At 53.9% G+C, this 22,684-nt stretch carries 21 protein-coding genes and 1 pseudogene; 3 read left to right on the plus strand and 19 right to left on the minus strand.

All coding sequences use genetic code 11. The features are described from left to right. The 8 genes and pseudogenes from NLX71_RS00005 to NLX71_RS00040 all read right to left on the minus strand — a co-directional run. Positions 1-930, minus strand: a pseudogene (locus tag NLX71_RS00005) (hypothetical protein); the annotation flags it as partial. A gap of 134 nt (positions 931-1,064) precedes the next feature. Continuing rightward, complete coding sequence (locus NLX71_RS00010; RefSeq protein WP_254361464.1) at positions 1,065-1,673, minus strand: ribonuclease HII; 609 nt, start codon at positions 1,671-1,673, stop codon at positions 1,065-1,067. 59 nt (positions 1,674-1,732) lie between these two features. Continuing rightward, positions 1,733-2,239 carry a YhfM domain-containing protein gene (locus NLX71_RS00015; protein ID WP_254361465.1) on the minus strand — a complete coding sequence of 169 codons (507 nt, stop codon included), beginning with the start codon at positions 2,237-2,239 and terminating at the stop codon, positions 1,733-1,735. A gap of 268 nt (positions 2,240-2,507) precedes the next feature. Continuing rightward, positions 2,508-3,155 carry a polysaccharide deacetylase family protein gene (locus NLX71_RS00020; RefSeq protein WP_254361466.1) on the minus strand — a complete coding sequence of 216 codons (648 nt, stop codon included), beginning with the start codon at positions 3,153-3,155 and terminating at the stop codon, positions 2,508-2,510. 107 nt (positions 3,156-3,262) lie between these two features. Beyond that, positions 3,263-4,594 (minus strand): FAD/NAD(P)-binding protein, encoded by a 1,332-nt coding sequence (locus tag NLX71_RS00025; RefSeq protein ID WP_254361467.1) that lies wholly within the window; start codon positions 4,592-4,594, stop codon positions 3,263-3,265. A 21-nt stretch (positions 4,595-4,615) separates the two neighbouring features. Further along, positions 4,616-5,101 carry a GNAT family N-acetyltransferase gene (locus NLX71_RS00030; protein WP_254361745.1) on the minus strand — a complete coding sequence of 162 codons (486 nt, stop codon included), beginning with the start codon at positions 5,099-5,101 and terminating at the stop codon, positions 4,616-4,618. Between the two features lie 36 nt (positions 5,102-5,137). Continuing rightward, complete coding sequence (locus tag NLX71_RS00035; RefSeq protein ID WP_254361468.1) at positions 5,138-6,541, minus strand: MATE family efflux transporter; 1,404 nt, start codon at positions 6,539-6,541, stop codon at positions 5,138-5,140. A gap of 323 nt (positions 6,542-6,864) precedes the next feature. Continuing rightward, positions 6,865-8,784, minus strand: coding sequence for a beta-N-acetylhexosaminidase (locus NLX71_RS00040; protein ID WP_254361469.1), 1,920 nt, complete (start codon positions 8,782-8,784; stop codon positions 6,865-6,867). Between the two features lie 123 nt (positions 8,785-8,907). On the opposite strand from NLX71_RS00040, the gene NLX71_RS00045 reads away from it, so the two are divergent. From NLX71_RS00045 to NLX71_RS00055, 3 genes are read left to right on the plus strand one after another with little or no spacing between them, the layout of a single operon-like run. Then, on the plus strand, positions 8,908-9,759 hold the full coding sequence (locus NLX71_RS00045; protein WP_254361470.1) for a MurR/RpiR family transcriptional regulator: 852 nt from the start codon (positions 8,908-8,910) through the stop codon (positions 9,757-9,759). A gap of 26 nt (positions 9,760-9,785) precedes the next feature. After that, a complete protein-coding gene (gene nagA, locus NLX71_RS00050; protein WP_254361471.1) occupies positions 9,786-11,003 on the plus strand; it encodes an N-acetylglucosamine-6-phosphate deacetylase in 1,218 nt (405 codons plus the stop codon). A gap of 50 nt (positions 11,004-11,053) precedes the next feature. Then, positions 11,054-11,797, plus strand: coding sequence for an MOSC domain-containing protein (locus NLX71_RS00055; RefSeq protein WP_254361472.1), 744 nt, complete (start codon positions 11,054-11,056; stop codon positions 11,795-11,797). A gap of 158 nt (positions 11,798-11,955) precedes the next feature. On the opposite strand, the gene ylqF is transcribed toward NLX71_RS00055, so the two are convergent. The 11 genes from ylqF to smc form a co-directional block, all read right to left on the minus strand. Continuing rightward, positions 11,956-12,834 (minus strand): ribosome biogenesis GTPase YlqF, encoded by an 879-nt coding sequence (gene ylqF, locus NLX71_RS00060; protein WP_254361473.1) that lies wholly within the window; start codon positions 12,832-12,834, stop codon positions 11,956-11,958. A gap of 23 nt (positions 12,835-12,857) precedes the next feature. After that, a complete protein-coding gene (gene lepB / locus NLX71_RS00065; RefSeq protein WP_254361474.1) occupies positions 12,858-13,454 on the minus strand; it encodes a signal peptidase I in 597 nt (198 codons plus the stop codon). 73 nt (positions 13,455-13,527) lie between these two features. Beyond that, entirely contained in the window at positions 13,528-13,869 is a 342-nt protein-coding gene (gene rplS / locus NLX71_RS00070; protein WP_090675007.1) for a 50S ribosomal protein L19, read from the minus strand. A gap of 334 nt (positions 13,870-14,203) precedes the next feature. Further along, positions 14,204-14,971 (minus strand): tRNA (guanosine(37)-N1)-methyltransferase TrmD, encoded by a 768-nt coding sequence (gene trmD / locus NLX71_RS00075; protein WP_254361475.1) that lies wholly within the window; start codon positions 14,969-14,971, stop codon positions 14,204-14,206. Continuing rightward, positions 14,968-15,492 carry a ribosome maturation factor RimM gene (gene rimM, locus NLX71_RS00080; protein ID WP_254361476.1) on the minus strand — a complete coding sequence of 175 codons (525 nt, stop codon included), beginning with the start codon at positions 15,490-15,492 and terminating at the stop codon, positions 14,968-14,970. Before rimM ends, trmD begins: the two co-directional genes overlap by 4 nt. Positions 15,493-15,570: 78 nt before the next feature. Continuing rightward, on the minus strand, positions 15,571-15,801 hold the full coding sequence (locus NLX71_RS00085; RefSeq protein ID WP_254361477.1) for a KH domain-containing protein: 231 nt from the start codon (positions 15,799-15,801) through the stop codon (positions 15,571-15,573). Between the two features lie 22 nt (positions 15,802-15,823). Beyond that, positions 15,824-16,096 (minus strand): 30S ribosomal protein S16, encoded by a 273-nt coding sequence (gene rpsP, locus NLX71_RS00090; RefSeq protein WP_010501096.1) that lies wholly within the window; start codon positions 16,094-16,096, stop codon positions 15,824-15,826. 37 nt (positions 16,097-16,133) lie between these two features. Continuing rightward, a complete protein-coding gene (gene ffh / locus NLX71_RS00095) occupies positions 16,134-17,501 on the minus strand; it encodes a signal recognition particle protein (protein ID WP_254361478.1) in 1,368 nt (455 codons plus the stop codon). Positions 17,502-17,532: 31 nt separating this feature from the next. Continuing rightward, positions 17,533-17,883 carry a putative DNA-binding protein gene (locus tag NLX71_RS00100; RefSeq protein ID WP_254361479.1) on the minus strand — a complete coding sequence of 117 codons (351 nt, stop codon included), beginning with the start codon at positions 17,881-17,883 and terminating at the stop codon, positions 17,533-17,535. 112 nt (positions 17,884-17,995) lie between these two features. Continuing rightward, the gene (ftsY, locus tag NLX71_RS00105; protein ID WP_254361480.1) at positions 17,996-19,000 is read right to left on the minus strand and encodes a signal recognition particle-docking protein FtsY; all 1,005 of its coding nucleotides are present in this window, start codon (positions 18,998-19,000) and stop codon (positions 17,996-17,998) included. A gap of 32 nt (positions 19,001-19,032) precedes the next feature. Further along, a complete protein-coding gene (gene smc, locus NLX71_RS00110; RefSeq protein WP_254361481.1) occupies positions 19,033-22,608 on the minus strand; it encodes a chromosome segregation protein SMC in 3,576 nt (1,191 codons plus the stop codon). Positions 22,609-22,684 lie beyond the last annotated feature (76 nt).

Raw genomic sequence — 22,684 nt, forward strand, 5'->3', positions numbered from 1 at the left:
CTGCGCCGCTGCTTGCGCTCCCGCGCCTGCGCCCGTCCCCGGCTGCGCCGCTGCTTGCGCTCCCGCGCCTGCGCCCGTCCCCGGCTGCGCCGCTGCTTGCGCTCCCGCGCCTGCGCCCGTCCCCGGCTGCGCCGCTGCTTGCGCTCCCGCGCCTGCGCCCGTCCCCGGCTGCGCCGCTGCTTGCGCTCCCGCGCCTGCGCCCGCCCCCGGCTGCGCCGCTGCTGGCGTCCCCTCTCCGTTGGGTTTCGCCCCGATCAGCAAGCTCGCCGTATCGCGAAGCTGTTGAACAAGCTGCCGCACGTTTTGCAGCAGCTCGCGGCTTTGCGGCAACAGCGCAGCGTTCCCTTCCAGCACGCGTCCTGCAAGTTGTCCGAGCTGATCCAAAACCTCATGAAACGGCGGACCCTGCACCGCCTGCCGCACCGAAGAGACCGTCTCCGGAGTTAGCGGCAGTCCTTTTTGGAACGCGACGACAGCCGACGGAAGCCATGCTTCTTGCGGCATATTCGGAGGCATTTGAGCCTGCAGCTTCGCAAACGCCTGCACATTTTCCTTTGTCAAGGTAACTCCTGTCTGATTCAGAAATTGCACCAACTGCCGGTTTGCCGGAGAATCGGGAAGTCCCATCGTTTTCACAATATCCGCAAGAGATCCGTCCGATAGTTGCACGTTCGACTGCAGCGGCTTAAGGACCACCTGTCCGTTCGGCGATTCCGGCTGCACTTGAAGCATCGTCACTTCCCCCGGTTTCAGCGGCACTTCGAGCTGAGCCCGTACCTGCACCCCTCCGATATTGACTACAGCATCCTTCTCCGGTCCAACCTGAAGCACCATGCCCTTTACCACTTGCCCGACCTTGAGCTCCAAGGCCTTAGGCTCCGCTGCCTGCGCGTCGCCCGCCAATCCCCGGATCAATCCGCTGATATTCATCGCTGCCGCTCCTTCCATCTATACAAATAAAGCCGGCTTAGGCTACGTTTGCACGTCTCCTTGCCGGCTGCATTTCCGGTTCATTGTATATATCGGCTAACTGCCGGGCTTTTTTCAGCGCAGACTTGCAACGACTAGAATAGCACCTGCTGTTCGTAAACGATGTTTCTTAAAAACGTTTTGCGATGCATCGGCGACGGGCCATATTCTGCCACACGCTCCCGATGCATTTTTGTCGCATATCCTTTATGTATCGCAATGCCGTACTCTGGAAATTCTATATCCCATTGCAAGCACATGCGGTCCCGAGTCACCTTCGCAATAATGGAAGCGGCTGCGATCGACTGGCTTAAAGCATCACCGTGGATAACGGCAAGCTGCTCCACATCCACATCGACTTTCTCGGCATCGACAAGCAGCGAATCGGGAATGGGGTCCAGTTGTTCGACCGCACGCTTCATCGCGAGCCGCGCCGCCTGCTTAATATTGATCCGTTCGATCGTGTCGACGTCCGCCACCCCGATGCCGATGGACAGCGCCTCCCGCTGGATCACATCATACAACGTTTCCCGCTTCTTCTCGCTTAGCTTCTTCGAATCGTCGACGCCTTCGAGCACCAGACCTTGTGGTAAAATAACCGCCGCAGCCACCACATCGCCGAATAAGCAGCCTCGTCCGACCTCGTCAACTCCGGCCACGAGCGTTCTGCCTCGACCCCAGAGCTCCTGTTCGTATTCCAGCATTTCCTCACCCGTATTTCCTGCACCAAGATTCGACCTTGGCAATCCGCCATGATGTTCCATTATACCGCAGGATTCGGGACCTGCCTATCCCCTTGTGCATAAAACCGCGAATTCAAGCTTTTTCTCGTTTCATCCAATAAGTGTAAAATTTTATTTTTGCCTTCTTCCGTCAACCTATAATACCCTGCAGAACGATCCAGGTCTACGAACAGGCGGTCGTTACTTTGAGCAAGCCAAAAGTACATCGGACGCTCTCTTCCATCCTTCAAGCTCATAGCAATCGTCATGTCAGGAGGCCGAATGTCCGGCTTGGCCGCCTCCGCAGTCGCTTCCTGTATCGCGTCGAGAAACTGTCCGATCGCATCCCGGGAAGCGATCGAACCTTGGTTGCCCGACGAATCGGTAACGATCAGGCTCGCGATATCTTCCGCCCGAATATGATGCGGCTCGCCCCACGTTCGTTTTTCGGCGGCAAAATCTTTTCCCGCCTCGTGATTGCAAGCACTGAGCAATCCGATGCCGAACAAAGCGGCGGCAACCGCCATCCGCACTTTCCATCCGTTCATTCCGTTCATTCTCTCCACCTCTCAGCAGCCTAACTATAAATACAGGACGTCGTACGCACCCGTTTTGTTTCTTATTCCCAACCAAAAATTTCAGTGCCTGTCCATTACGGCTCCCCAAAAAAACAAAAAGGACCCGATTACGGAGAACCATAATCAAGTCCAACAATACAGGCAATGAGCTGCGGATGAAACTCAAGAGAGAGAAACAGAATGAACTAATATAAATACATATTTTTGAATAATTATGCAAATTCTTTAATACCTGCTCCTAGACGCGCAATATCATCGCTTCATTATAGCTGCGCATCATCCGGGATACGGTCACCAATTTGTAGTTATTCCCAATCAAATGCGGAAGCAGTATTTCGATGGCCTGGACCGTCTGGCTGCGATCCTCGCCCGCATCGTCTCCACTGCCGTCATGAAATAAAATAATATCGCCCGTTTGCAGCGTTTCCAGCACCCGCTCCACAATCGTGTCGACGCCCGGGAGACTCCAGTCCTTCGTGTTTTGATGATCCGGCCAGATCACCGTATGAAGCCCGAGCCGATCCGCCGCCTCGACGGTATGCTTATTGAATTCGCCGTAAGGAGGGCGAAACAAGGAAGGCTGTATTCCCGTAATTTCTTGAATAATCCCGTTCGTCGTTTCCAGCTCGTTATAAACATCCTGCCTTTCGCATTTGGGCAAAGCAGGATGACTGTACGTATGGTTCCCTATTTCGTGCCCCTCTTCAACAATCCGGCGAAGGAGGTCCGGGTATTGCTTGGCATAAGAGCCGATGACGAAAAAGGTGGCATAAGCTTGATGCTTCTTAAACAAATCCAAAATTTGCGGAGTATAGACCGGATTCGGACCGTCGTCGAACGTAAGCGCGAGCTGTCGTTCCCGCGAAGGCAGTTGATAGATGATCATCGTAACTCTCCCTTCCAAGAGGAAAATAGCAAGGAGAGGTGTTCGCTTCCTCTCCGAAAGCACGAGGTCCTCGGGTCGGATCGTCCGGCAAGCCTTGATTTCAACCGTTAACCCTTCGATGCCATCGCCGTCTCGGATATTCGTTGGTACAAGACGTTGCCTAATTCCTCCGCTACCCGGTATACGGCCAGTATACTTTCGACGTGCGTTTCAAGCGCGTCCCGGTTCAATAAAGGTCCGATGACAAAGCCGTTATCCACCCCCTCAAGCTCGTAACCATTCGGCCGCAATTGGAATCCCCGCAAGGAAGCGTTCATTTTAAAATGATTTTCGCGTGCCCGCAAATTGCCGATCAACGGGGAATCCGTCCGGTTTACGCGTCCCGCTCCAGTGCAGTTCACCACAATATCTGCCGTCAACTCGATTTCCCCCTCCTGTCCTTCCGCTTCGATATACAACCGCCGGTCTGCCCGGCTGTCCATATGGATAATTTTTGCCTGCGTGGCAGTGACAAGTCCTTCCGCTACAAAGCGGGCAGCGATCTCGATGTACTCGAGCGCCGACGGACGCTGGCCGCCGGATGTCAGAGCTTCGTTTTCTTCCCCTTCGAAGACGCCGCCCGGCAAATACCCGCTGGAGGAAACGACATTGATGCTGCGCACAGCAGAGAGCAGCTCCGCACGATTCGATAGAAAATAGATCGCCTCAATTGCCGAAGCGTTCGAGCCTGCGATCAAGATGTCCAGCTTCCGGCCGAACGCTTTGGCGCGCGTCGCAACCGCCTTTTCCAGACCGGCATAGGCATCCTCGTACAAATCGTGGATGTACCCCTCGTCCGCGCTCAAGCCGTAGCTGTTGCTGCGCGGAATGCATCCCGTTGCCAGCACGAACGCCAGGCTATGAAAGCTTGAATCGTCGGCCAGCCGGGTCGTAAAGCCGGATGCCTCCGGCTCGATATCCGTTACCTCTCCTGTAATGAACCCAACCTTGGCCAAATTCCGCTCTTCCGCCAGCTGCACCGTTTGACGAAGCAAGCGCTCGACGTAGAAGCCGAACAGCTTCCGGGGCACATAAAGCTCGTCTACCTGCCCGCTCTGGAGCTGCTCTTTAAAGCGAAATATCCAAGCCTGCAGCAATCGATCTTCATGGTGCACGCCTTCATGGACCAGCTCCTTATCATGCATCGACAGCCAATCCCGAAACTCTTTCGGCGTCGACTGGGCAGCCGGTTCAATCAGCAAAAATCCGGACGGGCTTTGTTTCCCGTAAGGAATCCCGCGTCCAAATTCGCCGAAACGGTCAATCATCACGATTTCGATCGGCTTTTCTCCCGCTCCCTTGCCAGCTTCCAGCAATCGGTTCAATACATGAATGACCACCCGACTTCCTGACAAGCCTCCTCCGGCGACAACCAAATCCGCATGATTAAGGTTTACCATCGCTTCCCGTCCACTCCTTTTTTAACTATCTTTGCCACGCAATCTGTCGATATAAATTCCCGGATTCGACCCTTCGATATCAATAGCGCCCACAACCCGTGCGTAGAACGGAGCCGCCTCCTTGGGACCGCCGATAATGGCATAGGCGTAGCCCATATCCGCCATCGCGTGCAAGCAATGCAGCAGCAGCGCTTTGCCCACCTGTCCGCCCCGATAAGCTTCGCCTACCCCGATCGGGCCGAAAAAATTCCGGTATGTCGCTTCGTAGCAAGCAAACCCGATAATTTCTCCGTCCTGTGTAGCAATAAAGCTGCTGACCGGAGAATTGGAGAACGTGACGTCGCATTCGCTCATCCAGCCTTTGCTAAAATGGGTCTGTACCCATTCCAGCACCTGATTTTTTTCATAAGCTCTCGGACGGCGAATCAGAATACCGTTCTCGCGCAGTGCGTTAATATAATCCTCCAACGGAGGCAACTCATAAAGCTTCACTAATCTGTCCAGCATTTCCACGATCGCTTCACCTCAAAATCATTTTCATTATTACATTGCCGAATACGTCTGTTCACGCGTCTTAACCGTGACAAGGTTCCGAACCCATTTACCTTGCCGGATGCGATAAAGCGTCAAGCACGCCTTCACAAGGTCTTCCATGATGACCAGAATAAAAATTTGCGGCAAGCTCCACTTCAAGACGAATGCGCCCACTAAAGCAAGCGGAAGGCCGATCAGCCATTGTCCAGTAAAATCAATCACCAATCCCGCGTTCAAGTCTCCTCCGCTGCGCAGCACCCCGCTGATCCCGACGGCATTGATCGTTTTCAGCCAAAACGTGAACGCCATGATCATATACACTTGGAACGCCGCATCGATTAACGATTCGTCGATCGCCCCGTACAACCCGATAATCGGGCGGTAAAACAACAGCAGCAGCGAACCCAGCCCGAGCGACAGCAAAAGACTGATCATGAGCATTCCTTTAGCCTGTTCAATTACCGCATTAAAGCGCTGTTGCCCAAGAGTATGCCCCAGAAGCACAGCCGTCGCCGTTGCGCAACCTTGTTCAAAAGCGGCGCTGAAAGAATCGATGGTCGCCATCATCGACATAACAGCCAACGCTTCGGTGCTGATCTTTCCGTAAATGACGTGATACAAGAAAATACCCGTAGACCAGATGAAGCCGTTGACGGTAGACAGCACGGATATTCGGACAAACTGTACTAAACGAGCTTTGCTGATATAACGGATGAAATCGTTCGGAACGAACGCCAGGGGGTGTTTTCTGAAGTAAATCATTGCGGTGAGCAGCAAGGCCTCCGCCACACTACTGATCAGCGTAGCATAGGCAGCCCCCATGATGCCGAACTGGGGAAACCCGGCTTTTCCAAAAATAAGCAGGTAGTTGAGCAACACATTCAAGGCGACGCCTCCGATGCTGAAGTACATCGCTGTGGAAGCTTGTCCAATCGCTCGAAGACCGACGCCAAACACATTGACAATCGCTAAAAAAATGACGCTTAACGAAATGACGCCCAAATACTTCGACGCGATTTCGGCAAGATGGCTATCGGAAGTGGCCAGCCCCATAACGACCGCCGGATTGGCCGTAAAGAGGAGCAGAACCGGCAGCACGACAAGCACAAACGCCATACCGAAACTGAGACCCAGAATTCCTTTCACACCGGAGAGATTGTTCGCTCCCCAATATTGGGCGGCCAGAACGCCGCAACCGCTGCTGAGGCCGACGAGCAGCACAATCGAAATCATCATCGCTTTGCTGACAATACCGACCGCAGCCACTTCGGTTTGTCCCAACGTCCCAACCATAAGGACATCCGCCAAATTCCGCGACGACAGCATAAGCACCTGAATAATGACTGGAATCGCCGTCGTAATAAAACTGACGAAAAATGCTTTTTCAAAGCCGAAAAGCTTTCTTGTTTTCATCCCGGTTCTCCTATCGTATGTCTCTTCATCCTCTCGCCGGATGTTTTGCAGACCGGCCAAACGTTTTCGTCCTTACTTCTTCTCGTCTTCTCGCACAGCTTCACTCCTTCCCCCATTCATCAGGGATATTTTATCTTCAATCCCATAAATAGTTAATCACTATTTATTTAAAAAGGATATTATCAAATATTTCCCATTGGAGCAATAGGTTTTTATTAATTTTAATAAGCGAAATGTTGTTCATCGAGGGTTGAAATTTAGAAAAGCCTCTTGCGCCATAACGCAGAGGCGGTCTCTTGAAAACAAAATGCGCTTCTTTTCGGTCAAAAGATCGGCAGCACATGGAAAAACACATTCGGCGAAGCAATGCGAAAATAATAGCTGCTCCAGCCCGCGCCTTTGTTGTTAAAACGATTGCGCTGACCGAACAACAACCGCTCCTGCTCCAATTCCTCCAGTTTATCGATTCTGCCCTCCACATAATCCAGCAGTCGCGCGCCTGCGCTTTCCAGCCTTGTCAGAACGCCGCCATAGCGGATATCGAGCACTTCCCATCCAAAAGGCTTATACATCGCGTGCCACTGGTTCCGATGGGCAATCCGCAGCGCGTTGACGCGTCGGGAAAGCTCGGGAAGCACATGCAGGGCCGCATCTTTAAGCTTTTCCAGTTGACCATTGTCGTAAGCCTGCTTCAGGTCGATGCCTAACTGGCTTTTTAACGCCAGTACCCTGCACAATTGTTCCGGCACCTCGAACAAATAATCAAGCTCCGCCTCTGGATTGCGTCGTTCATGAATCGCTTGTTCCAAGCGCGCATAATGCTCCGACAGCTCCAATCCCTCGATCTGCTTGTCGAACAACCCCAACAGCACATCCTGCCACAGCAAAAACTTGGACGGATTGCTCTGCTCCGTATTGTCCGGCACGCTCCCCGGCGTTTCGTCCAAATATTTCAGATGGAGGAACGACTCCGCATCAATGCCCGTACAAAACTTCACTCTTTGATGCAATTGTTCCGTGCTCACTTCCTCCGCGTAAGCATGCTCCGCATACAGCTGAATGCCAAGCAGCGCATTGAAGTGATTATTTTCCATGCCGTCGTCGCCCCACATGGCTGCATGCACCTGCTTCACACCTTCTTTTTTGCAGGCTTTCAAAGCTGCCTCGGACGTTTTCAAAGAAAGTCCGTAGTTCGTCCCGAAGCAGTTCCACGTCCAGATGCCGCCAAGGAAAATCGGATTTTGACCCCGGCCCAATTGACGATGAATATCAATCAGATACGAGTAGTCCTTTTCTTCCGTATGGAAAAAGTCCCAGTACACTAACCGTACGTCGTTCGGAATCACATTCACCATTTCCTCGGAAAGCTCCACGTTTTTCACGAACACGTAATGATCGCCTTCGGCCTTGGAAGCCATCTTCAAGAACATATCTCCGTACATGCATGGCTCCAAGCCGAGCTTTTGGGCAATTTGGCGCACCTTGGACAAGTGCTGGATCATCACGTCGAACCGGTCCTTGTAACCGAACCGGTCCAGGTATTTCCCCCTTCCCAGCTCCTCCGCTTCGTCCATGCCGATGTTCACCTTTTTGCTGCGGAACGGAGCGGTGGCAGCTGCAAGCATTTTCTCAATCAGCTCGTACGTCGGCTCGTAATCGGACAGCAGCACGCCTCTTGTGTCCCGGTAGTGTGCCGCCTGCTCCCATTTCAAAAACTCCTCCAGATGCGCATAAGTCTGGATGCTGGGATAAGCTTCGATGCCAAAGATGTCGGCGTAATCGTCAATCGCTTTCAATTCGGCGAACGAATATCTCCCCCGCATGTAGCCGAAATAAGGCTCGCCTTCCAGCTCGTACACGTCTTCCATGTAAAGCACCATCGAGTTGAGCCCCATCAGTGCGAGTTTGCGAATCCATTCTTTAAAGCTGTCCACCGTCAATACCGCATTGCGGGACAAGTCGAACTGCGGCCCGATCGCATCGAACTGCGGATGCTCTTCGATATGGAACGATTCTTTCTCGCCGTAATGCTGAATAAACAATCCTAATGCGCGAAAAAATTCATGCTTTTTTCCATAGCGGATCGTTCCTTGCCCTTGTTCCAGCCGAACCTCCAACACATTCGGCGTCCGTTCCACACGCACCGGGATTCCGTCATCCGACAGCGTAAACCGCAGTTCCTCCGCCATCAGTCCGATCCCGGCTGACAGTTCTTCCGTTTGCCCTTCAAACTTTATTCTCATCGCTTATCCCTCCAAACTTGTATGGATACAAAAAAACATTGATATGTAACATTATTACGTATATTATTATATTGTGAGGAATTATATTACGTCAATGAATAAATCACAAGCAGGTGAAGGTCAATGAACAATGCCGGTTTATTGCTGCAAAGCATGCTCGATACACTGCATCCGGCTGAAAAACGGGTCGCCGAGTATATCCTGAAACACCAACAGCAAATTAGCCAAATTTCCGTGCAAAAGCTCGCCGAGGACACGGAAACCAGCGTAGCGACGGTCGCCCGGCTTGCCCAGCGCGCAGGCTTCAGCGGATACCGCGAATTAAAGTTCGCACTGCTTTCCGCTGTGACCGCCATTCCGAAGAATGACGATCATTTTGACGATATTCGTCCTGGCATGGAACCCACTCAAGTCATCCGGCAGCTTACTTATTGGGCGAAGCAATGCATCGAGGATACGGCAATGGTCTTGTCCGCCGAACAGGTCGACCGGGCCGTTAGCGCGCTGCTGAACGCTTCAAAAACGGCTTTTTTCGGTGTAGGCAGCTCTTCTTTCGTCGCGATGGACGCCTCTTTCAAGTGGATTCGCCTGAACCGGTGGAGCTTTGTTTACAGCGATCCTCAAGTCATGCTGCTTTCCGGCGTTATGCTTCAGCCGGGCGATGTGCTGGTTGCCATCTCCTATTCCGGCAAAACAAAGGAAACGCTCGAAGTGGCGGCGATGGCCAAGGAGCACGGGGCCACGGTGATCAGCATCACGCAGGTCGGCAACAATCCGCTTCATCAGATGGCGGATATCGGGCTTTGGGTCACGGCGACCGAAGCGGGGATGAAACGGGGCGACATCGGTTCGCGTCTGGCGCAAACCCATGTGATCGATATTTTATACATGTCCATGATCAGCCGTAACTTTACCGACGCCGTCATGCAGTTGGAAGAAACCTACACCATGGTGCGCCAAAAAAGGAAGGACTAGACCGAGAGCAAATGGAGGCGTTGCACATGACGGAGCGCAAACGGAGCGCCGGCCGGCTGGTGCTTAAAGGGACGATCCTCGACGGGAGCGGCAGGGAGCCTTTTAGCGGTTATGCCATCATCGAGCAAGGTAGGATCGCAGGGGTATTCCCCGAACAAGCAGCACCTGCGGAAGTTATGTCGCAGCTTGATTTTACCGACGCCTCCGTGCTTGATTTCGGCAAGGCATATCTGATTCCCGGCCTGATCGACATTCATCTTCACGGAGGCGCTGGCGCGGATGTGATGGACGGCAGCGCCGACAGCCTGATTCGGATGCTCCGCTACTATCTCGCCCATGGTACAACCTCGATTCTCGCCACCACCCTGACGGCCCCGAAGCCGGATATTGATCGCGCGCTTGCCGCCACTTTTTCCATACAGCAAACGGAGCGCATCGGTCGGGTGATTCAAGGCGTTCATCTCGAAGGGCCGTTCCTCAGTCCCAAATGGCCGGGCGCCCAGCATCCGCAGTGGATCTGCAACCCGCAGACCGCATGGCTTCGCGAATGGACTTCCCGCTTCCCCGGATTCATTCGTATGCTGACGCTCGCCCCCGAACTGGAAGGAGCCCAAGAGGCTGTCGCTTATGCTTTGGAGCAAAATATCATCGCCGCTTGCGGACATTCCGACGCTACCTACGATCAGGTGCGGGCCGCAATCGGCTGGGGAATTTCCCACGCCGTCCACTGCTGCAATGCTATGCGTCCGTTTCATCATCGCGAACCGGGGGTTGTAGGAGCGGTGCTTCTGCACGACGAGCTGAGCACCGAAATCAATGTAGACGGGTATCATCTGCATCCGGCGGCAGTGGAATTGATTTTAAGACTAAAGCGTGATCGCGTATGCTTAATTACGGATTCCATGCGCGCCGCGGGAATGACGGACGGCGTCTACCATTTGGCCGGACTGGAGGTTCACGTCAAGCAAGGGGCCGCCCGTTTTGACGACGGCACGATCGCCGGAAGCACCATTCCTTTGGTGCAATCGGTACGAAACCTCGTGCAGACGCACGGAAAATCGTTGCCGGAGGCGGTGAAGCATGCGACCTCGATTCCGGCGGGAATCGTAAAACTGCCCAACAAGGGACTTTTAAAAGCCGGGTACGATGCGGACCTTGTCGTGCTTGAGCCGGAGGGTCTGCAAGTGAAGCGTGTCATGCATGGCGGGGATTGGTTTGATCCCGAGACCCATGATTTTACCTAAACGGGAAGAAGCATAAGTTCACAAGCGTTCATTTCAGGGAGGGGTTCGCTTTGAAATCCATTGGTGTCATTCAGTCCATTTACCGTTATCCCGTGAAGTCCTTTCAGGGAGAGCGCCTGACCGCGGTCGATATCGAGCGATACGGATTATACGGAGACAGAGGGTACGCTTTTATCGATCATACGCGTTCAACCGATGCTTCCCGGTCCAACAAGAAGCTGAACGCCAAATTTGTTCCAAAGCTGCTCGCGTACTCCAGCAAATACGTCGCCGGCAGATCGGACAACGAATTTCCGCCAATACAGGTAACGGCCCCCGACGGCCGGGTATTTCAATGGGATGAGGAGCTTTTTGAAGAAATTCGGACCGTCGTTTCTCCGCGTGAAATTTCTCCCCGGAAGTATTCGCCTGAGCATGACGACCTGCTGGGAGTTGATGAAGCAAGCATTTTGATTGCCACGGACGTTTCTCTGGCCGAGCTGGAAAAAATCATTGGCGTGGAAACCGACATGCGCAGGTTCAGGCCCAACCTCGTCATTCGTTATGACGAACCGCAGCCCTTTGAGGAATTTGATTGGATCGGGAAAACCGTCCAAATCGGGGGTACGAAACTGGAGATATACAAAAAATGCCATCGATGCAGTATGGTGAACGTAGATCCGGACCACAACACCGTCAACCCAGCCTTCCTAAAACATATTGCCAAGCATCTGGATGCCTGCTTTGGGGTATATGCCAGAGTCATTCGGACCGGAACCGTTACGGTTGACGATCCTGTGTATTTGCTCGACTAAATTTCAAATGAAAAAGAGCGATTCGTTTCTTTACGAATTCGCTCTTGCAGGATAAATTTTATATCGTTTCCGATGCGCGCTGTGCCACTCACAGCGCGCTTTTCGGCGTTTATGAACAGTTAGACTTTGTGCTGCTTTCGAAGGCTGCTCATTCATTGTCAGGTTGTGACGGCATCGCCAGGCGCTTCGAGACTAATGCGTCCCAGCTTGCCTGCCCTCAGTTCGCGCAGAATGGCGAGCGAAGCCTTCTCCAGATCTACCCGTCCTCCGCTCATCAGGGCGCCGCGCTTACGGCCTACGGCTTCCATCAGAGCGACAATCGCATCCGTGTCTCCCGGGTCTTGCGGAATCTCTTCCACGTCGAAACGTTCTTTGACCGCTTGTGGATAATGCTGGGTCAAATAACGCATGGCGAACAGAGCAATTTCCTCCACCTGCAAAATCTCTTCCTTGATCGCTCCGGTCGCTGCCAAGCGAAAACCGACCAACTGATCTTCGAACTTCGGCCACAAAATCCCGGGCGTATCGAGCAGCTCCATCTCCGTGCCGACCTTAATCCACTGCTGACCTTTGGTTACCCCCGGCTTGTCTCCGGTTGCGGCGATTTTACGTCCGGCCATCCGGTTGATCAGGGTCGATTTTCCGACGTTCGGAATCCCGACGATCAATGCGCGGATCGCTCTCGGATTCATCCCTTTGCGCAGCTGCGCCTGAATTTTTTCCGACAGCAGTTCCTTGCTGCGCTGCATAATTTCTTTCACCGGATTGCCGCCTACGGAATCGATCGGGATCGCTTTCAACCCTTTTTCCGCGAAAAACTCCATCCACCGCCGGGTAACCTCCGGGTCCGCCAAATCGTGTTTGTTCAGCAGAACCAAACGCGGTTTATTTTGCAAAATTTCATCGATCATCGGGTTTCGGCTGGATAACGGTACCCGCGCGTCCAAAAGCTCGATCGCCATATCAATCAGCTTCAGCTTCTCTTGGATTTGCCGCCTTGCCCGTGTCATGTGACCCGGAAACCATTGGATCGTCATCTGAGTCACCTCAATCTGTTTACCTACTGCCGGTTCGGACTGTTGAAATGAACCAGGCTGATTTTATTGAACGGCCAGAATATCAAGTCGGCACGTCCGACAATTTTATCATAATTGACAAAGCCTACAGACGGGTCGCGGCTATCTGAGCTGTTCGAACGGTTGTCGCCCATCACGAATACGCTGCCCTCGGGGACTGTTTGCTCCGGGAAATTTCTTGTGTTATAGGGTCTCCCTTCCGAGGCGGCTTTATCCAGCGCCGGCTTCAGATAGGTTTCGTCCACCAATTGGTTGTCCACATACACCTTGTCGCCTTCGACTTTAACCTTCTGGCCCGGCAAGGCAATAACGCGCTTTATGTAATCTTTATCCTTGGATGCATGAAACACGACGACTTCCCCGTGCTTCGGTTTCCCGAACTTGTAAATAAACTTATTGACGATGAGCCGCTCTGCCGTATAGAAATTCGGCTCCATGGAAGGCCCTTCCACAATGAACGGGGCGAAAACGAGCCAGCGTATAAAAAACACGAGGGCCGCCGCAATCAGCAGCGCTTTGATCCATTCCCAAGCTTCGTTTTTGACGGGATTCGTTTTTTCTACGGTTTGATCCTGCTCCATTAGCTTTCCTGCCCTTTCGCCAGAGTGGGTAAAAAACGAAAAGGGACTTGGTGTGCAAGCCCCTTTGTTTTCGTTAACGAATCTCTTTAATTCTTGCTGCCTTACCGCGCAGACCGCGAAGATAATAGAGCTTCGCGCGACGGACTTTACCACGGCGAGCCACTTCAATCTTATCGATCTTCGGAGTATGAATCGGGAACGTTCTCTCAACGCCGACACCGTAAGAAATTTTTCTTACTGTGAACGTTTCGCTGATTCCGCCGCCGCGGCGCTTAATAACAACGCCCTCGAACAGCTGGACACGCTCGCGCGAACCCTCGATAACCTTAACGTACACTTTCAAAGTGTCGCCAGGACGAAAGCTCGGAATGTCGCTGCGCAGTTGTTCCTTTGTAATCTCTTGGATCAAGTTCATGGATGACTCCCTCCTTCCACACAGGTGTTCATGCCGCTGCTATTAGATGTCGGTTCTTTGATGTCACGCGCAGAGGACCACCGTATTCAAGCAAATTGCCACAACGTTATATATATTAGCATAAGTTCGAGGGAAACACAACCAGTTCTTTGCCGAAAGATGAAGGATTGTTCCATTTTTTGCAAATTGATCCGTTCATGCCGGATGCTTGGCGATGTCTTCCAGAGTCACATTATTCCCATTACAACAAAAATGTATTCCATCCTCCAAGTTTAAAAAACCGTCTTGGCTCATGCTTCTACGCATGACGCAAAACGGTTTTTCCTGAGGTCCGTCATTCCGGTTTACCCGGGACATCCCGCCCTGAACGCTCCTGTGCTTCCCATTCGTCAAGCCAGCGGCGTTCTTTAGGCGTAAGCTCGATCCCTGCCAGCAAATCCGGACGTTTCCTCCATGTGCGCTCCAGCGACTGCTTTCTGCGCCATTCCTCGATATTCCCATGGTGGCCGGAGATCAGCACGTCGGGAACCTCCCAGCCGCGGAAATTCGCGGGTCGGGTATAATGAGGGTATTCCAGCAGGCCGGTGCTGAACGAATCCGTTACCGCCGACGTTTCGTTCCCCAGCACGCCGGGAAGCAAACGTACGACGCTGTCGATCACGACCATCGCCGGTAGCTCTCCCCCGGTCAGCACATAATCGCCGATGGACAGCTCGTCTGTCACCAAATGCTCGCGGATTCGCTCGTCATAGCCTTCGTAGTGTCCGCAGATAAAGATCAAATGCCGTTCTGCCGCAAGCTCCTCGGCTTTTTTCTGTGAGAACGACTCGCCCTGAGGACACATCAGGATCACGCGGGGCTTCGATTCCAGACCGGAGGTTACATCTTCAACCGCAGCGAACAGCGGTTCCGGCTTTAGCACCATTCCGCCGCCGCCCCCGTACGGATAGTCGTCCACCGTATTGTGCTTGTTATTCGCGTAGTCCCGGAAATTGACCGTATTTAGCCCGACTAAACCTTTTTCCCGTGCCTTCCCCAAAATACTCGAAGTAAACACCCCGTCGAACATCGCTGGAAAAAGCGTCAGCACATCGATTCTCATAGGTCAAGCAAGCCTTCCATCAGGCGGACCGTAACCTTCTTCGCGGTTACGTCGACGTTCAGCACGACATCGTCGATATAAGGAAGCAGCAGCGGTTTACCTGCTGGACGATTGACGACCCATACGTCATTTGCCCCAGGCGACAAAATTTCCGAGATCGTACCCAGCTCTTCGCCTTCTTCCGTGACGACGGTACAGCCGAGTATTTCGTGGTAGTAATACTCGTCTTCGGGAAGTTCGGACAAGTATTGTTCTTCGACTTTTAACAGCCAGCCTTTATATTTTTCCACTTCGTTGATGTTCGTGAAGCCTTGGAATTTGATGATGAACATGTTTTTTTGCTCACGGGCCGCTTCTACCGTAACGGAGAGCTGCGTCCCTTGCTCGGGATGAACAAATACGAGCTTGCTGCCTTTGGCAAAGCGCTCGTCCGGAAAATGCGTTTCCGGGACGATCTTAAGCTCGCCGCGGATACCATGCGTGTTCACAATTTTTCCAACCGTATACAACTTTTCGCTCATAGGACCCTCCCGGGTTTGGAATAGGAGCTTATAGGAAGAGAAAAGAGTTAGGAGCAGCTCCTAACTCTCATGTTTCCCTTATGACACGATTTCAACCGAAACGCGTTTCGGTTCTTTCACTGCAGCGGATGTGACTACGGTGCGGAGCGCCTTGGCAATCCGTCCTTGCTTGCCGATTACTTTGCCGACATCGTCGGGGTGTACCGACAGCTCAAACGTAATGCTGCGGTCGTCCTCGGCCGTATTCACGCGTACTTCTTCAGGATGATCCACCAACGCCTTGGCGATAACGGTAATAAGATCCTTCATCGTACCCTCCGAATCTTACAGATTACTTCTGCAGTTTAGACTCGTGAAATTTTGTCAAAATGCCAGCTTTGCTGAACAGGCTGCGAACCGTATCGGAAGCTTGCGCACCGTTTTGGAGCCATTTCAGTGCTTTTTCCTCGTCGATATTCACAACGGCTGGTTGAGCAACCGGATTGTAAGTGCCAATTTCTTCAATGAAGCGACCGTCACGCGGGGAACGGGAATCCGAAACCACCACGCGGTAGAAAGGAGCTTTGTGAGCGCCCATACGCTTCAGACGAATGCGAGTTGCCATGTAATCACCTCCCCAATAGAGTTAAACATCGTATATCTCAAAACGGGAATTTCATCCCGCGTCCGAGCTTCTTGAGGTTCTTCAGCTGCTTGGACCCTTTGGGTCCCATCATGCCGGAGAACTGCTTCATCATCTTGCGCATATCTTCGAACTGCTTGATAAACCGATTGACATCCTGCACGGAATTGCCGCTGCCCGCAGCCAAGCGCTTACGCCGGCTCGGATTGAGCAGATCCGGATTTTGCCGTTCTTCTTTCGTCATCGACTTGACGATCGCAGCGACGCGAGCCATTTGCTTATCGTCGACCTTGACGTCCTTCATGCCCTTGATCTTGCCTGCGCCCGGCAACATGTCGAGCAATTGGTCCAGCGGACCCAGCTTCTTAACCTGCTCCATCTGCTCCAGGAAGTCGTCAAACGTGAATTCCGCGGTACGCATCTTGCGTTCCATTTCCTTCGCCTTGTCGGCGTCGATGCTCGCTTGCGCTTTCTCGATCAGCGTGAGCATATCGCCCATACCGAGAATCCGCGAAGCCATCCGTTCCGGGTGGAACGGTTCAAGCGCATCCATCTTCTCGCCCATGGCAGCAAACTTGATCGGGCAGCCGGTAACGGCTTTGACCGAAATCGCCGCTCCCCCGCGCGTATCGCCGTCGAGCTTCGTCAGCACGACGCCCGTCAGCTCAAGCTGCTTATGGAAGCTTTCGGCTACGTTGACCGCGTCTTGTCCGGTCATCGCGTCGACCACCAGCAAAATCTCGTCGGGGCTGACCGCTTCGACAATTTGCTTCAATTCTTCCATCAAGCTTTCATCGATGTGAAGACGGCCCGCCGTATCAACGATCAAATAGTCGTTGTTATGATCCTTCGCATGCTGCAGCGCCTGCTTCGCAATGTCGACCGGGCTTACTTTGTCGCCCAGCGAAAACACCGGGACCTTCAACTGCTCGCCCAGCACTTGAAGCTGTTTGATCGCAGCCGGACGGTAGATGTCCGCCGCCGCAAGCAGCGGCCTGTGGTTCTGCTGGAGCAGCAGCTTCGCAAGCTTGCCGGTCGTCGTCGTTTTCCCTGCGCCCTGCAGACCGACCATCATAATGACCGTCGGCGGCTTGTTCGCCCGCGCCAGCTTGCTCTGCGTCCCGCCCATCAAGGCCGTCAGCTCTTTATTTACAATATCGACGACAACCATCGCCGGGGTAAAGCTTTGCAGCACTTCTTGTCCGATCGCCCGTTCCTTCACCTTAGCGATGAATTCCTTGACGACCTTAAAGTTGACATCCGCCTCAAGGAGCGCAAGCCGTACTTCCCGCAGCGCTTCGTTTACATCGTCCTCGGTCAGCTTGCCTTTTCCTCTTAGCTTACTGAATACACTTTGCAGCCGGCTGGATAGTCCTTCGAATGCCACAGGTCGTCACCACCTTCCGGAGGGAATTAAGTTAGTCCAATTCGTTAAGCTTTTCCATGACGGCCTGAATCTCCGAGCGCCCAGGCTCTGGCAGACCGTCGCTAAGCGCCTCCAACTGCCGCAGGAGCCGCTGCCGTTCTTCATGCTTCTCCAGAAGCCGCAGCTTGCCTTCGTATTCCTCAAGCACGGATTCGGCCCGTTTAATATGTTCGTAAACCGCTTGACGGCTGATGCTGAATTCCGATGCGATCTCGCCAAGCGAATAATCGTCGTGAAAATAATGCTTCAAAAACATTTGCTGCTTTTCCGTCAACAACCGCTCATAGAAATCGAACAACAGATTAATCCGATTCGTCTTTTGAAGGGCATTTTCCTCCGTCATTCGTGCCTCACCCCCGTTAAGGTAAAACACTTTACAGCAAATCAACCTCACTTATCATACTGAAATTGAATGGGGATGTCAAGCTTTTCTCCTTGTCAGGCAAAAAGCCGGCTTATTGACCGGCTTTTTCCTCATCCTTTTCCGACTCGGCAATCCATTTGCTGAATAGCGCATGCACGAACTGATCGGAGTCGAACGCTTGCAGATCGTCCATCTTCTCGCCGAGGCCGACGAATTTGACCGGCAGCTTCAGCTCCTGACGGATCGCGACGACAATGCCGCCTTTTGCCGTTCCATCCAGCTTGGTCAGCACCAAGCCGCTCAGACCGGATTTCTCGTCGAACAGCTTTGCCTGCTGCAAAGCGTTTTGTCCGGTCGTCGCATCAAGCACCAGCAGCACCTCGTGCGGCGCTTCCGGCACCTCGCGGCGGATGACGCGGTAAATTTTGTTCAGCTCTTCCATCAGGTTGACTTTGTTCTGCAGCCGGCCCGCCGTATCGCAGAGCAGCACGTCCACGCCGCGCGATTTGGCCGCATGCAGCGCGTCGTACATAACCGCCGCCGGGTCTGAGCCCGCCTGCTGCTTGATCACGTCGACGCCTACGCGGCGCCCCCACTCTTCCAGCTGCTCGATCGCTCCGGCACGGAACGTGTCTCCAGCGGCAAGCAGCACTTTTTTGCCTTGGGATTTCAGCATATGCGCCATTTTGCCGATCGTCGTCGTTTTGCCGACGCCGTTGACGCCTACGAACAAAATGACCGTGAGGCCGGATTCGGCCATGCGCAGACCGGTTTGCTCCTGCCCTTTGAGCAGCGCGATCAGCATCTCGGACAAAATCGGCTGCAGCTCGCTCGGGTTCTCGATTTTGCGTTTGCGGACTTCAGCCCGCAGATCCTCGATCAGCTTCAGCACCGTGTTCACGCCCACATCGGCGCCGATCAAGATTTCTTCCAGCTCCTCGTAAAAATCCTCGTCGATTTTTTTGCGGCGGGAGAACAGATCCTCTACGCGCTCGACAAATACGTCTCTCGTTTTGGCCAAGCCTTCCTTGAACTTATTCGTCACCGTTTCGGCTTTGGTCGAAATCGCTTCTTTCAGTCGTTTAAAAAAGCTCACGGGGCACCTACCTCAATCTCAATATATCGGCATCAGCCGGCTTCCATAATGGCCTCGTCATCTTCCAGACGGACGGATACGAGCTTCGATACGCCGCCCTCTTCCATCGTCACGCCGTACAGCACGTCGGCTTCCTCCATCGTGCCTTTGCGGTGCGTTACGACGATAAACTGCGTCTGCATCGAAAATTCGCGTAAATATTCGGCAAAACGCGTCACATTCGCCTCGTCAAGCGCTGCTTCGACCTCGTCAAGCACGCAGAACGGCACAGGTTTGACCCGGATGATCGAGAACAGCAGCGCAATGGCGGTCAATGCCCGTTCGCCGCCGGAGAGCAGCTGCAAATTTTGCAGCTTTTTGCCCGGAGGCTGCGCTACGATCTCAATGCCCGTATCAAGCAAATTATCCGGCTCCGACAAAATCAGGTCGGCCCGGCCGCCGCCAAAAAGCTTCCCGAAAACGACGACGAAATGCGAACGGATCGCTTCGAACGTGGAGCGGAACCGTTTTCCCATCTCCTCGTCCATCTCGCGGATCACGAGATAAAGCGCCGTTTTGGCCTCCACCAGATCGTTCTTCTGCTCCGCCAAAAACAAGTACCGCTCGTGAACACGCTGATACTCTTCAATCGCGCCGAGGTTGACTTCCCCGAGAATGGCGATTTCGCGCTTCAGCTCGCGAACTTTATTTTGCGTGCCCGGAACGTCCTCCGGTACGGGATAACGCTCTTTCGCCAGCTCATAGCTGAGCTCGTAATCTTCGGAGAGCTTTTGGAGCAGGTTCTCCAGCTCCACGTCCAAGCGGTTCACGCGAACCTCCGTCTGATGAAGCTGTTCTTCGATCTCCCTGAGCTGGGAGCGCTGCTCCTTGGTTTTGCTTTCCTCGGCTTCGAGCTTGGCCACCCATTGCGCCCGCTCCGCGCGCTTCATGTCCAACTGCTCCGCACATTGCTGCTTCTTCAGCTTCAAATCGTTCAGCTGCTCAATCTGCTGCACGGATTCCTGCTCGTGATTCGCCATCTCGGAGTCGAGCTGCCGCTCCAACTGACAGTTCGCTTCCAGCTCGTTCTTGATCGTCCCCAGCTCATTGCGGGAACGGCGCTCCTGCTCGTGCAGCGACTGCTTCTCCTGCGATTGCGCCGCGACCTTCACCTTCAGGTCCGTGAGCTGCGTTTGCAGCTCCTCCTTCTCCGACTCGCTCGCCTTGCGGCGGATTTCGGCGTCGCGGATCGCCTGCTGCAGCTCGGCCTCCTGCCGCTGCAACCGCTCCTGCGCCTCAAGAGCCTCCGTCCGCCGGCGCTCCAGATCGCTGCGCTCGGCCGCCAGCGTTTCGCCGTCGGCGCCGTACAGCGCAAGCTGCTGGGCCACTTGCTTCGCCTCATGCTCCAACGGCTCAAGCGAAGCGCGAACTTGCTGCTCCTCGATCCGCCGGTTTTCGCCTTCCGCCCGCAGCTCGTCCAGCTTACGCGTCGTTTCGCCGATTTCGCGGCGCAGCTCCTCCGCTTTGGCCCGGAAGCTTTTCAGCTCGGTTTCGGACAGTGAAATGTCCTTATCCATATCTTCAATTTGCCGTTGACGGCTCAGAAGGCTGGTCGTTTTCTTCTGTTGGCTCCCCCCGCTCATCGAGCCGCCAGGGTTCACGACATCGCCCTCCAGCGTGACGACGCGGTACCGGTACTGTACCCGGGCAGCGATCCGGTTGGCCACCTCCAGCGTATTCGCAATAATGACATTGCCGAGCAAGCTGCCGGCAATTTGCCGGTACGTATCTTCAAATTGCACCAAATCGACGGCGATGCCGACAAAGCCTTCCATCCCTTGAATTTGGCGCTGTTCGTTTTCCGGAATGGACCGACTGCGAATAACGTCCAGCGGCAAGAGCGTCGCCCGGCCGAGCTGGCGGCGCTTCAGAAAAGCGATCGCGTCCCTGCCGTTCGCCTCATTATCCACGACAATGTGCTGAAGCGCGCCGCCCAGCGCCGTCTCCATGGCGACCTCCACATGGGCAGGCACCTTGACAAGCTCGGCCACCGCGCCGCGAATGCCGCGCAGATCGCCGCGGTCCTTCGCCTTCAGCACTTCCTTGACGCCGTGCATAAAGCCGTCATAGTCGTTTGCCATCTCACGCATCGTATCGCGTCGCGACACCATGGAATCGATCTTTTGCTCCCACTTGCGGACGGCGGCCTGCGCCTCTTCCGAAAGCGTCTGCTTCGATTTCAATCCTTGGCTGAGCTCCAGATATTGATTCCGCAATTCCGCGATCGCGGCTACGGCTTCGTCGAGCTTCTTCTCCAGAGCCGCCTTGCGCTCCGCGATGCTCTCCTGCTGCTCCTGCCACTTGCGGTGCTCGTCGTCGAGCCGGTCCAGCCGGCGGCCAAGCGCTTCCAACTGCTGCTCCGCATACCGCGCTTCATTGCGGGCATTGGCGGAATCGTTCAGCACTTCGAGCAATTCGCCCTTCAGCCGCTCTTCCTCCGCGCTGCTGATGCCTCCCGTCACGCCGAGCAGCCGGTCTTCCTCGGCCTTCAGCTTGGCCTGCGTTTCCGCAAGCTCCGCTCCGATGGCCGCGATTTTTTCGCGCAGCTGGGCAATTTCAGACTCTTTATCAAGCACCCGCTGCTCCTGCTGGGCAACGGCAAGTCGGGTCTGGTTTTTATTGGAAGCGTAGTTTTTTTTACGCTCCTTCAGCACCTCGCCCTGGCCTTCGCATTTCTCAAAATCCTCACTGAGCTGAAGCAGGTGCTGCTGCAATCCTTCAATCTCTTCCTCCAGCCGCCGCGTTTCCCAGCGTTCTTTCTCCAGCTCGGCGTCCTGCTTGCTGATCACGCCGGACAATTCTCGCTGCGATTCGCGAAGCTTTTCAAGCTGAGCGTTCGTATCCGTCCAGCTTGCATAAATGTGCTCGATCTGATGAACGTACATCGCGATCTCGCTCGATTTGAGCTCTTCTTTCAGCTCCTTGAAGCGGACCGCCTTCTCCGACTGCACGCGCAGCGGCTCCAGTTGGTCTTCCAGCTCCGACACCAGATCGTGGATACGCAGCAAATTTTGCTCCGTTTCCTGCAGCTTCTTTTCCGTTTCGCGCTTACGCGATTTATATTTGACGATCCCCGAAGCTTCTTCAAAAATACCTCGGCGGTCTTCCGATTTCGTGCTCAAAATTTCTTCGATGCGCCCCTGCCCGATAATCGAGTAAGCTTCCTTCCCGATTCCCGTATCCATAAAAAGCTCGGTAATATCTTTGAGCCGGCAGGGCTGCTTGTTGATCATATATTCGCTTTCCCCGCTGCGGTGCACGCGCCGGGTGACAGTCACTTCGCTGTAATCCAGCGGCAGCGACTGGCTCGCGTTATCGAGCGTCAGCGACACTTCGCCGTAATTGACGGCTTTGCGGGCGTCGCTTCCGGCGAAAATAATATCTTCCATCTTGCCTCCGCGCAGCGACTTGGCGCTTTGTTCACCAAGCACCCAGCGGATGCCGTCGGAGATGTTGCTTTTTCCGCTACCGTTCGGCCCGACTACCGCTGTAATGCCTTGTACGAATTCCAGCTCGGTCCGATCCGCAAACGATTTGAAGCCCGAGAGCTCGATACGTTTCAAAAACAACTTGGCTCACCTCTTACGGCTATTGTATCATATTCCGGACCTATAGTAGCACCGCCCGCCTGCAAAAAAAAGAGCG

The organism is Paenibacillus sp. MZ04-78.2 (assembly GCF_024213375.1).
Classification (GTDB): Bacteria; Bacillota; Bacilli; order Paenibacillales; family NBRC-103111; genus Paenibacillus_G.

Excerpts from the sequence above, each read along its gene's own strand:
- rimM (WP_254361476.1), bottom strand. The coding sequence starts at position 15,492 with ATGAGCGAAAAGTTGTATACGGTTGGAAAAATTGTGAACACGCATGGT.
- nagA (WP_254361471.1), top strand. The coding sequence starts at position 9,786 with ATGACGGAGCGCAAACGGAGCGCCGGCCGGCTGGTGCTTAAAGGGACG.
- NLX71_RS00025 (WP_254361467.1), bottom strand. The coding sequence starts at position 4,594 with ATGGTAAACCTTAATCATGCGGATTTGGTTGTCGCCGGAGGAGGCTTG.
- lepB (WP_254361474.1), bottom strand. The coding sequence starts at position 13,454 with ATGGAGCAGGATCAAACCGTAGAAAAAACGAATCCCGTCAAAAACGAA.
- rpsP (WP_010501096.1), bottom strand. The coding sequence starts at position 16,096 with ATGGCAACTCGCATTCGTCTGAAGCGTATGGGCGCTCACAAAGCTCCT.
- rplS (WP_090675007.1), bottom strand. The coding sequence starts at position 13,869 with ATGAACTTGATCCAAGAGATTACAAAGGAACAACTGCGCAGCGACATT.
- ylqF (WP_254361473.1), bottom strand. The coding sequence starts at position 12,834 with ATGACGATCCAATGGTTTCCGGGTCACATGACACGGGCAAGGCGGCAA.
- NLX71_RS00040 (WP_254361469.1), bottom strand. The coding sequence starts at position 8,784 with ATGAGAATAAAGTTTGAAGGGCAAACGGAAGAACTGTCAGCCGGGATC.
- NLX71_RS00030 (WP_254361745.1), bottom strand. The coding sequence starts at position 5,101 with ATGCTGGACAGATTAGTGAAGCTTTATGAGTTGCCTCCGTTGGAGGAT.
- NLX71_RS00035 (WP_254361468.1), bottom strand. The coding sequence starts at position 6,541 with ATGAAAACAAGAAAGCTTTTCGGCTTTGAAAAAGCATTTTTCGTCAGT.
- trmD (WP_254361475.1), bottom strand. The coding sequence starts at position 14,971 with ATGAGAATCGATGTGCTGACGCTTTTTCCAGCGATGTTCGACGGGGTG.
- NLX71_RS00045 (WP_254361470.1), top strand. The coding sequence starts at position 8,908 with ATGAACAATGCCGGTTTATTGCTGCAAAGCATGCTCGATACACTGCAT.
- NLX71_RS00010 (WP_254361464.1), bottom strand. The coding sequence starts at position 1,673 with ATGCTGGAATACGAACAGGAGCTCTGGGGTCGAGGCAGAACGCTCGTG.
- NLX71_RS00085 (WP_254361477.1), bottom strand. The coding sequence starts at position 15,801 with ATGAAGGATCTTATTACCGTTATCGCCAAGGCGTTGGTGGATCATCCT.
- NLX71_RS00020 (WP_254361466.1), bottom strand. The coding sequence starts at position 3,155 with ATGATCATCTATCAACTGCCTTCGCGGGAACGACAGCTCGCGCTTACG.
- NLX71_RS00015 (WP_254361465.1), bottom strand. The coding sequence starts at position 2,239 with ATGAACGGATGGAAAGTGCGGATGGCGGTTGCCGCCGCTTTGTTCGGC.
- NLX71_RS00100 (WP_254361479.1), bottom strand. The coding sequence starts at position 17,883 with ATGACGGAGGAAAATGCCCTTCAAAAGACGAATCGGATTAATCTGTTG.